At 40.6% G+C, this 8,492-nt stretch carries 8 protein-coding genes and 2 pseudogenes; 1 reads left to right on the top strand and 9 read right to left on the bottom strand.

Annotated elements, in window-relative coordinates:
- The 3 genes and pseudogenes from VNZ46_RS07060 to VNZ46_RS07050 form a co-directional block, all read right to left on the bottom strand.
- Positions 1 to 174, bottom strand: a pseudogene (locus VNZ46_RS07060) (sodium transporter); the annotation flags it as partial.
- A gap of 49 nt (positions 175 to 223) precedes the next feature.
- Positions 224 to 1,414: a galactokinase gene (locus VNZ46_RS07055; RefSeq protein WP_325559378.1), complete on the bottom strand. Its 1,191-nt coding sequence runs from the start codon at positions 1,412 to 1,414 to the stop codon at positions 224 to 226.
- A gap of 2 nt (positions 1,415 to 1,416) precedes the next feature.
- Positions 1,417 to 2,472: a UDP-glucose--hexose-1-phosphate uridylyltransferase gene (locus VNZ46_RS07050; protein WP_325559377.1), complete on the bottom strand. Its 1,056-nt coding sequence runs from the start codon at positions 2,470 to 2,472 to the stop codon at positions 1,417 to 1,419.
- A gap of 146 nt (positions 2,473 to 2,618) precedes the next feature.
- Here VNZ46_RS07050 and VNZ46_RS07045 point away from each other — a divergent pair, with 146 nt between their 5' ends.
- Positions 2,619 to 3,317: an NUDIX hydrolase gene (locus VNZ46_RS07045; RefSeq protein WP_133778173.1), complete on the top strand. Its 699-nt coding sequence runs from the start codon at positions 2,619 to 2,621 to the stop codon at positions 3,315 to 3,317.
- A 38-nt stretch (positions 3,318 to 3,355) separates the two neighbouring features.
- Here the strand turns inward: VNZ46_RS07045 and VNZ46_RS07040 are convergent, their stop codons facing one another.
- From VNZ46_RS07040 to VNZ46_RS07015, 6 genes and pseudogenes are all read right to left on the bottom strand, one after another.
- Entirely contained in the window at positions 3,356 to 3,724 is a 369-nt protein-coding gene (locus VNZ46_RS07040) for a hypothetical protein (protein WP_325559376.1), read from the bottom strand.
- A gap of 391 nt (positions 3,725 to 4,115) precedes the next feature.
- The gene (locus VNZ46_RS07035) at positions 4,116 to 4,460 is read right to left on the bottom strand and encodes a helix-turn-helix domain-containing protein (protein ID WP_325559375.1); all 345 of its coding nucleotides are present in this window, start codon (positions 4,458 to 4,460) and stop codon (positions 4,116 to 4,118) included.
- 19 nt (positions 4,461 to 4,479) lie between these two features.
- Positions 4,480 to 6,384: a nucleoside-diphosphate sugar epimerase/dehydratase gene (locus tag VNZ46_RS07030; protein WP_325559374.1), complete on the bottom strand. Its 1,905-nt coding sequence runs from the start codon at positions 6,382 to 6,384 to the stop codon at positions 4,480 to 4,482.
- 25 nt (positions 6,385 to 6,409) lie between these two features.
- Complete coding sequence (locus tag VNZ46_RS07025) at positions 6,410 to 7,450, bottom strand: GNAT family N-acetyltransferase (RefSeq protein WP_325559373.1); 1,041 nt, start codon at positions 7,448 to 7,450, stop codon at positions 6,410 to 6,412.
- Positions 7,447 to 7,956, bottom strand: a complete 510-nt coding sequence (locus VNZ46_RS07020; RefSeq protein ID WP_325559372.1) for a GNAT family N-acetyltransferase — start codon at positions 7,954 to 7,956, stop codon at positions 7,447 to 7,449. Before VNZ46_RS07020 ends, VNZ46_RS07025 begins: the two co-directional genes overlap by 4 nt.
- Positions 7,953 to 8,492: pseudogene (locus VNZ46_RS07015) on the bottom strand (hypothetical protein); the annotation flags it as partial. The pseudogene VNZ46_RS07015 and the gene VNZ46_RS07020, both read right to left, overlap by 4 nt.

Here is an 8,492-nt window from a genome sequence, read left to right as displayed (position 1 = left end):
CAGAGAAGCGCCAATGGCCCACCAGGTCAATGATCCTTCGGCTAAAAAGTAATCTTTAGAGCCCGTAGACGCAGATTTTTTCTTGTTGTAGATGTAGAGTCCGTACGCTGCTACAATAACGAAATAGACTAAAAATACAATATAGTCCTTCGTATCCAGTAAATTGTGTTTCATCAGTTTATATTAGGTTTAGTAAAACCAGTCTAAAGACTGGCTTTTATGGTTAATATTCAATAATTTGGCTCGTTCCAGAAGCGGTTTCCACAACATAGGCATCCAGCTTAAGGCCAAATTCCTGCAGATAACCAGCACTCACGGTTTTTATAAGCTCTTCAATATACGCTGTTTTTACAATATTAATGGTGCAGCCACCAAATCCACCTCCCATCATACGGGCACCAAGTACAGAATCTAAATCTCTAACATGGTCAACCAGGAAATCCAGTTCTCTACAACTCACTTCATAGTCTTTGCTCAAACCATCATGAGTTTCCAGCATCAGTTTACCCAATGCATCCAGATTTCCCTGCTTTAGAAAATCGGCCGCCCTACCCAGTCTCTCAATCTCAGCCACAACAAACCGGCATTTCACAAAAACATTGTTGTCCTTTGGCTCAACACATTCCTCTAGCATCGCCAGCGTGACATCTCTCAAACTGTTCACTTTCGGGAATTTTTCTTTTACCCAGGCCACGCCTTGCTCACACTGTGATCTTCTTTCATTGTAAGCACTGTCAGAAAGAGAGTGCTTTACATTGGTGTTGAGCAATAACAGTTTGTAATCACCCAAGTCCAAAGGAAGATATTCATATTCCATAGAGCGGCAATCAAGCAATATCGCATGGTCTTTTTTTCCAAAAACCGAAGCAAACTGATCCATGATCCCACAGCTTACGCCAGCAAAAACATGTTCAGCCTTTTGGGCAATCAGGGCAAGATCAAGTTGAGCTACCGATAAGGAGAACAATTGATCAAGTGCATATGCCGTAGCACACTCTACAGCAGCTGAAGACGATAATCCAGCACCAAGAGGAACATCACCATCGATATACAAATTGAAGCCTCCAAGAGTATATCCTCTCTTCTGCAATTGATCTGCAACACCCAAAATGTAATTTGGCCAGCCTTTTTCAGAAGGTGCCAATGCAGATAGTGCTACAATATGTGTTTGCTCATAATCTTTAGCAAACAGGTGTACCTGGTCATCTTCTCTTTTGGATATGCCGATATAAATGGCTTTATCAATAGCCGCAGGCATCACAAAACCTTCGTTGTAATCGGTATGCTCTCCAATAATATTGATCCTTCCCGGCGATCTGACCAACAGAGGATCAACACCATATAAATTTTTAAATGCTTGTTTTAAGCTTTCAACATCCACTTTGACTGTTGAAGAGACTAATTTCGAGTCCATAATCAGGCTTTCTTTTGTTTATAATGTTCAACAGACAATTCTCTCAGGCGCTGTGCTGCATATTCGGGTGTGATATCCCGCTGTGCATTGGCCAGTAATTCATAACCCACCATAAATTTTTTAACCGTGGCAGAGCGCAATAGTGGCGGATAAAAATGCATATGCCAGTGCCATTCCGGGTATTCTCCATTATTTACAGGGGCCTGGTGCATCCCCGCAGAATAAGGGAACGATGTTTCAAAAAGATTATCATATTTGGTGGTCAGCTTTTTCAAGGCATCGGCCAGAGCCTCCAGCTCAGATGCGGTAAAGAAATTAATTCCTGTTACGTGTCTTTTGCTGATGATCATGGTTTCATAAGGCCATACCGCCCAAAATGGAACCAATACCACAAAATGTTCATTTTCAAACAAGATCCTTTCCTGTTTTTTAAGTTCCAGCTTTAAATAGGCCGAAAGCAAACTCCTGCGGTGAATAGCGTAGTAATTTTTCTGACGCTCACTTTCTTTAATAATTTCCTGCGGAATACTGCTCTGTGCCCAGATCTGTCCATGCGGATGCGGATTGCTGCAGCCCATGATCTCTCCCTTATTTTCAAAAATCTGGATATACTTAATCCAATCGTGCGCAGCAAGCTCCTCGTATTCCTTCTGCCAAACCTTTACCACCGCAGTGATTTCTTCCAGGCTCAGTTCAGGTAAAGTCAGGTTATGTTTAGGACTAAAGCTGATCACCTTGCACAGACCTTTTTCTGCACTGGCTACCAGCAGGTCCTCTTCATTGAGTTTATTTTCTGGTGTATCTTCGAGTAAAGCCGCAAAATCATTTTTAAATACGAAGCTGTGGGTGTAATCAGGATTAACGGCGCCATCTGCGCGTACATTTCCAGGACACAAATAACATTTAGGATCGTAGACCGGGCGGTTGTCTGGGCTAAGCTCCTCTACCTTCCCCTGCCAAGGTCTTTTTGTGCGGTGTGGAGAAACCAGGATCTGCTCTCCCGTGAGGATATTTAAACGGGTATGCGGATTAGAATCAAGATCAAATAATTGCTGCATGAACAGGTAATATAAATGGTTAAAATTTTCTTAGCGATGAGTTATCGCCAGGCAAATTAGTAATAATTTATTAATTGTCAACAGTACAATTAATAAATTATTATTTTTATTGATATTTGGCAGCTCAACCAACAACTGATCTGAACATGATTGAATATGTTAACCAACCTCACTACCTCGTCGCCGTCGATTGCATTGTATTTGGGTTTGATGATGGCCAGCTGAAAATACTGCTGGTTAAAAGAGGCCTTGAGCCGGAAATCAACAAATGGTGCTTGATGGGGGGATTTGTGGGTGCGGAAGAAACACCAGACGATGCGGCAAACCACGTGCTTAAAAAACTGACCGGGCTTGAAGGAGTTTACCTGGAACAATTGAGGGTATATGGTGAGCCAAAACGGGATCCGATTGAGCGTACCCTCTCCGTTGGCTACTTTGCGTTAATTGATATTCAGAAATATAAAACCCAGCTGATTGACAATTACCAGGCTGAATGGTTCCTGATCAGCGATATGCCAAAACTGATTTTTGACCATAACAAAATGGTTTCAGATGCCAGAAAGGCATTGAGGTATAAAGCCTCCCTGCACCCTATCCTCTTCGAGATGCTGCCTAAGAAATTCACCATTCCTCAGCTGCAAACTTTATTTGAGCAGGTAAATGATACTAAAGTAGATACCGGAAATTTCAGCCGGAAGATCACTTCCACTGGTTTGCTGATCAAACTGGAAGAAAAGGATAAATCCAGTTCTAAAAAAGGCGCTTATTATTTTAAACTCGACAAGAAGAAATATGCAGCTAATTTCCATACTTTCCTAAGTTTAATACCCAGTTTAAAGCCATAAAAAAAGGGGCATTCCTTAAATAGGAATGCCCCTTTTTATTAAACGAAACGCTCTTTAGTAACGGTAGGTTCAAATTGTCTGCTCTGCAGCAAATCTTTGTAATCCTCTAATAGAGAAATATATTTTTCCATCCAGTAATTAATGCTGTTGGCCTGGATTTCCTTAATTTCATTACTTCCGGTATGCGGGGGTGGTTTGATACTTTTCAGACTTTCATGGAAGTCTGCACTAAAATCGTATTCAATTGCATTTCCGATGCTGTAGATTACCTCGGCAGGCAATTTTTTCTGTTGAAACCAATTGTACAACGTTCTCCTGTTTACCTGGAGACGACGTGATAATTCACTAATGTTAATGTTCTGTCTACGCACTGCAAGCTCCACGATCTCCCCAGCATTTTGTACCATAATGTTAAATGTTTAGGACTAATTTACCTTGATAAACAAATAAGTATCACTTATTTATCCATCGCAAAAAACAAGGAACGGCAATCTAATCAGTTCAAATCAAATGGAGATGCTTGGTTTAATTTGGCTGATAAAATAGTTTGTATTACATAACACTCAATAATCATTCAATTTATTAAAATAATGTTAACTGCTCACATTCAAATTAACTCTATTTTCGCCTGGGCCCACTAATTGCGATGATTTGCAGATCGGACAGGCGTAAATTAAGTAAAAAATGTTTAATCTGGCTGTCATTTGTGAGGTGAATAGTTAAATATATGGGAAATAAAATACCCTATTTTACTCATAATGAGTAAAATAATACACACCTAACCTTTGAAATCCTTATTTACATCTCTTGCTTTTTGATGAGCATACCCGTGTAGATTTCTAATAGGTTAATATATTTATTTCTCCAATATTCTGCCGAATTGACATCTGTTCCGTTAACATGTTCCGCAGCTTCCTTTGCAGTAGTCAGATGGTGGTGCAGTTCTTCGTACTTTTCCGGAAAATCATAAACAAAGTCGTGGTGAAGTAAATTCCCCAGCTTGGTGATGATTTCTATGCTCAAATGTTCCTGCTTAAACCAATTGTAGATTGATTTTCTGCTTACATTCAGTTTCCTTGAAAGTTCACTGATGTTCATCCTGTCTCTACGGATGATCAGTTCGATAATTTCCCCGTTGTGCATAAAACAAATTTTTATTTGATCACTCCTGATAAGCAATATCCAGTTGCTGGTAGGTTGAATTATTACTGATAAAATCCGGAAGGATTTCCTTCATTTTCTTAACCATTTCGAAATCGTCATTAGAGCGGGCCAGATGCAATAAGTCGTCAATCATCCTGTGGACATATAAATAAGGATAATTGGTTACCGCAGATATTTTTATCTTTTCATGGTGTGTTGGTAACACCAGTTCTGTTTGATTTAAAAGCTCTTCATAAAGCTTCTCTCCCGGCCTCAAACCTGTAAAGGTAATCTGTATATCTTCATGGGGAGTTAAACCTGCCAGCTTGATCATATTCACCGCAAGGTCAAAAATCCGTATCGGCATACCCATATCAAAAATAAAGATTTCTCCACCCGTCCCCATTGCGGAGGCTTCGAGTACGAGCTGTACAGCTTCCGGAATGGTCATAAAATACCGGGTAATGTCGGGATGGGTTACTGTAACCGGGCCGCCGGCCAGAATCTGAGATTTAAACCGAGGCACAACAGAACCATTGGATCCAAGTACATTACCGAACCTGGTGGTGATAAACCTTGTTCCATGCGCTGCCCTGTATTCCTGATCTTGTAAAGACTGGATGTAGATTTCCGCAATTCTTTTAGAGGCCCCCATAACATTGGTGGGCTTAACCGCCTTATCTGTGGAAATCATGATAAATTTTTCAACACCTGATTCAATGGAGAGATCCGCAAGGTTTTTGGTGCCTAGTACATTGGTTAACAGTGCTTCAGAGGGATTAATCTCCATCATTGGAACATGTTTGAGTGCCGCTGCATGAAAAACTACCTGGGGTTTGTATACTTCAAAAATGTTCTTCATCCGGCTCTGGTTTTGAATATTCACCAGGAACATTTTACAACATCCCCAAGCTGACGCTTTTTCAAGTTCCATCTGCAGTTCATGCAGTGGTGTTTCTGCCTGATCACAGAGCAAAACCTGTTCTGGATCGCATTTTAGTATCTGCCTGGCAATCTCGGACCCTATAGAACCTGCCGCGCCGGTAATCAATATCCGCTTACCTTTAAGCTGTTTACAGATGTTATGCTTATCTAATAGTATAGCTTCCCGTTGTAAAAGATCTTCTATTTTAAGATCCGGGATCTGGCTCAGTTTAAGTTTACCTTTTAACCAGTGGACAGAAGCAGGAACAGAAATGACCCGTATACCCAATTCCAGGCATTTTTCAATGATCCGTTTTCTTCCTTCCAGATTACTGGAGCCCTCCATGACAATCATTTTATCTGCAGCATATTGCTTTTTAAGCCAAGGCAGTGCTCCAGAGGGGTAAACCCTTTTTTGTTCGATCTGTTTGTTCGCCTTATCCGGATCATCATCTACAAAGCCCAGGATATGGAAGTTCTTTTCAGAAGAAGAATCCAATCCTTGTTTGATGAGTAAGGCTAAAGGATCTGCGCCGCAGATCAGCACCATTTCCTTACCGGGCAATTGCATATCCTGCAAATGGTAAAACAACAGTTTTACACTGATGCGAAGCAAAGCCAGCATCGTGGTAGAAATGAAGAAATTGAGTAAAAGCATGGTATCAAACCAGTTCCAGGTCCAGAAAGACAACAGGAAAAGATGGTAGATCAATCCAAAGATCAAACCTGTAATCAGTACCGCTTTCATCACCCTGTAAATGTCTTCCAGATTAGAATAGCGGATAATACCGGTATGGATCCGCATTCTGATGAAGACAACACCGGTAATTGTGTTGTATAAGAATAGCCATAAGAAAGGCTCCAGGTTAAACCTGGTGCCCGGGCTTACATTTCTGATCATGGCCGCAGAGAGTAAAATACCAGCATTGACCATTACCTGATCAATGAGCAGAATAAGCCACCTCGAGTAAACTCTCTCATAAGACAATATTTTTTTCATAGCCGGAATTTTATTGGTAAATCTGTTAAACCCTTTGTAACTGACTGCGATAGAGCGGAAAAAAATCAACATTTGATTCCGGATCTATATCCATTTGTACAAGCAATGCATCATAAGTACCCTGATCAGCTATATACCGCCAGCTGTAGTAGTCGAAGGTCACTTTTGAAAAATGGCTCTTCCACTCAAAAAGCGAATCCTTTTTAAAGCCAAGGCCTCCGCCTAGATTATAATACTTAACCCCCTGGGCTCGACCTAAAAGAGTAATTTCATGAGTAAGCAATTTTGCTGGGGAATCATGCAAAAATTCCTTTCTTGTGCCCAGTAAATGCGCTTGCATGATTTGATTTTTAGATACAATAGTAGCTCCGCAGACTGGCAAATTAGTTTCATCGTAAACAAATAAAAGCCGGGCATCATATTCCTCACACCTCAAAAGACGTTTAAAATATTCCTGGTCAAACATATAACAGTCAGAAGCATCCAAACGCATCATATTAGCTGTATAAATTGCGGTAAAGGTCTGAATATCTTCCTCTGTTGTGGCCTCCTTTACATAAAAACCACGTTGCTTCAGCTGTCTGATTTTCCGGCTAACCCTATCCTGATACTGGCTTTCCTGTACGCACAAAGGTACTGTCAGGTCGATGGCAACCACTTGCCCGTTTTCCCATACACCGCCAAACTTGCTCAGCAAAGCGTTCTGATTAAAAAAAGGATGTAGGCGTGAAAACACAGAGATGATTTGCTCTTCCTTTAAATACACAAGAAATGCATCCCTGAAGGATACCATTAATTCATCAGAAAGATCTGTAAAGGGCCTATTGGAAATTGGGCCACAATAACCATAAACGGAGGTCAAATCATAATAATCTGTTTCGGGGATGCTTCTTTTTACAAAAGGGAAAGCAATGAAATCTTCACCGTTATCTTCAACAAATAATAGCGGAGTACCTGTGTACTCCAACGCATGGTAATTCCAGGAATGATAAAAATCACAATTTACAGACCTCTGCACGTAAGAGATCCATTCCTCCTTTTGAGACAGTGTAATAATTTGTTTCATAGTATTTGATTTAAATGCTGACGAGTATAGGTGTTCCTGCTGATGCTCATCCTGTTAAAAGAAGAAGCATGTCCCACTGTATTAAAACCCCAGGATGTATAAATTCTAATGGCGGCTACATTGTCTTTGTTGACTTCCAGATCCACCCTTTCCAAACCAAGTTCGTAAAATGCATAATCGAGTAAAAGGCGGGTCGCCTCTTTTCCAATCCCCTTTCCCCAGCAGGATGTTTCCCCGATGAACAAGTGGAAAATCGCTTTTTCACCATCCACCTCCAATAGTTGTATGTTGCCGATATACGCACCAGTATCCTTCAGGCAAATGGCATATCTTTTTTGATCTTGTTGCTTCAGCGTGGATAAAAGCCATTCTTGCTCCATTTCCAGTGTAATCTGACCAGAGGGATTAAATTTGGTATATTTCCATATTTGCGGATCATTTCTCCAGTGAAAAGAAGTCTCTGCATCTTCCAACACCAGTGGACGGAGGAAAATATCTGGTTTCATAAAAGGTGTTTTAATACATTTAAAAGGCGTTTCATATCACTGTGCGTATACCGGTGGTCTATAGGCAGGCAGATCATATGTGCGGCCAGATAGTTCTCATACATTTTTTTTGTAGTCCATTCAAATACGTTCGGCCAGTAAGTAGCGATATAGATTCTTTTTTCCAAAAGCTTTGCTCTGATGTCTGGAGAGGCATGTAACAAAGGATAAACCATAGGCCCGTTTACCGTAGAAGCGTCAAATGAATAGGCATTGTGGTTCACCAGAAAATCATGCAGGTACATGAAATTTGAATTTCTTCTGTATTTACAATCTTTGTAGTCTATGCCAGATAAAAGCGCCTTGCTGAGCGAAGACATTTTACGGATTGGAAGGTTAGATAACTCATTGTTGTGTTTTATATAATCCTCGTAACCACTTTCTATACCCGTTTCTATACTCTTGATCAGATGAGAAAAACGGTTTAGAGAAATATCTCTTTCTATTTTTAATCTAACCTCACTGTTAAGGCTTAAATAAGCGCCGTCGGGAACTCC

Origin of the sequence: Pedobacter sp. (assembly GCF_035566355.1) — a bacterium.
Classification (GTDB): Bacteria; Bacteroidota; Bacteroidia; order Sphingobacteriales; family Sphingobacteriaceae; genus Pedobacter.
This window is presented reverse-complemented; position numbering and strand designations above follow the sequence as displayed.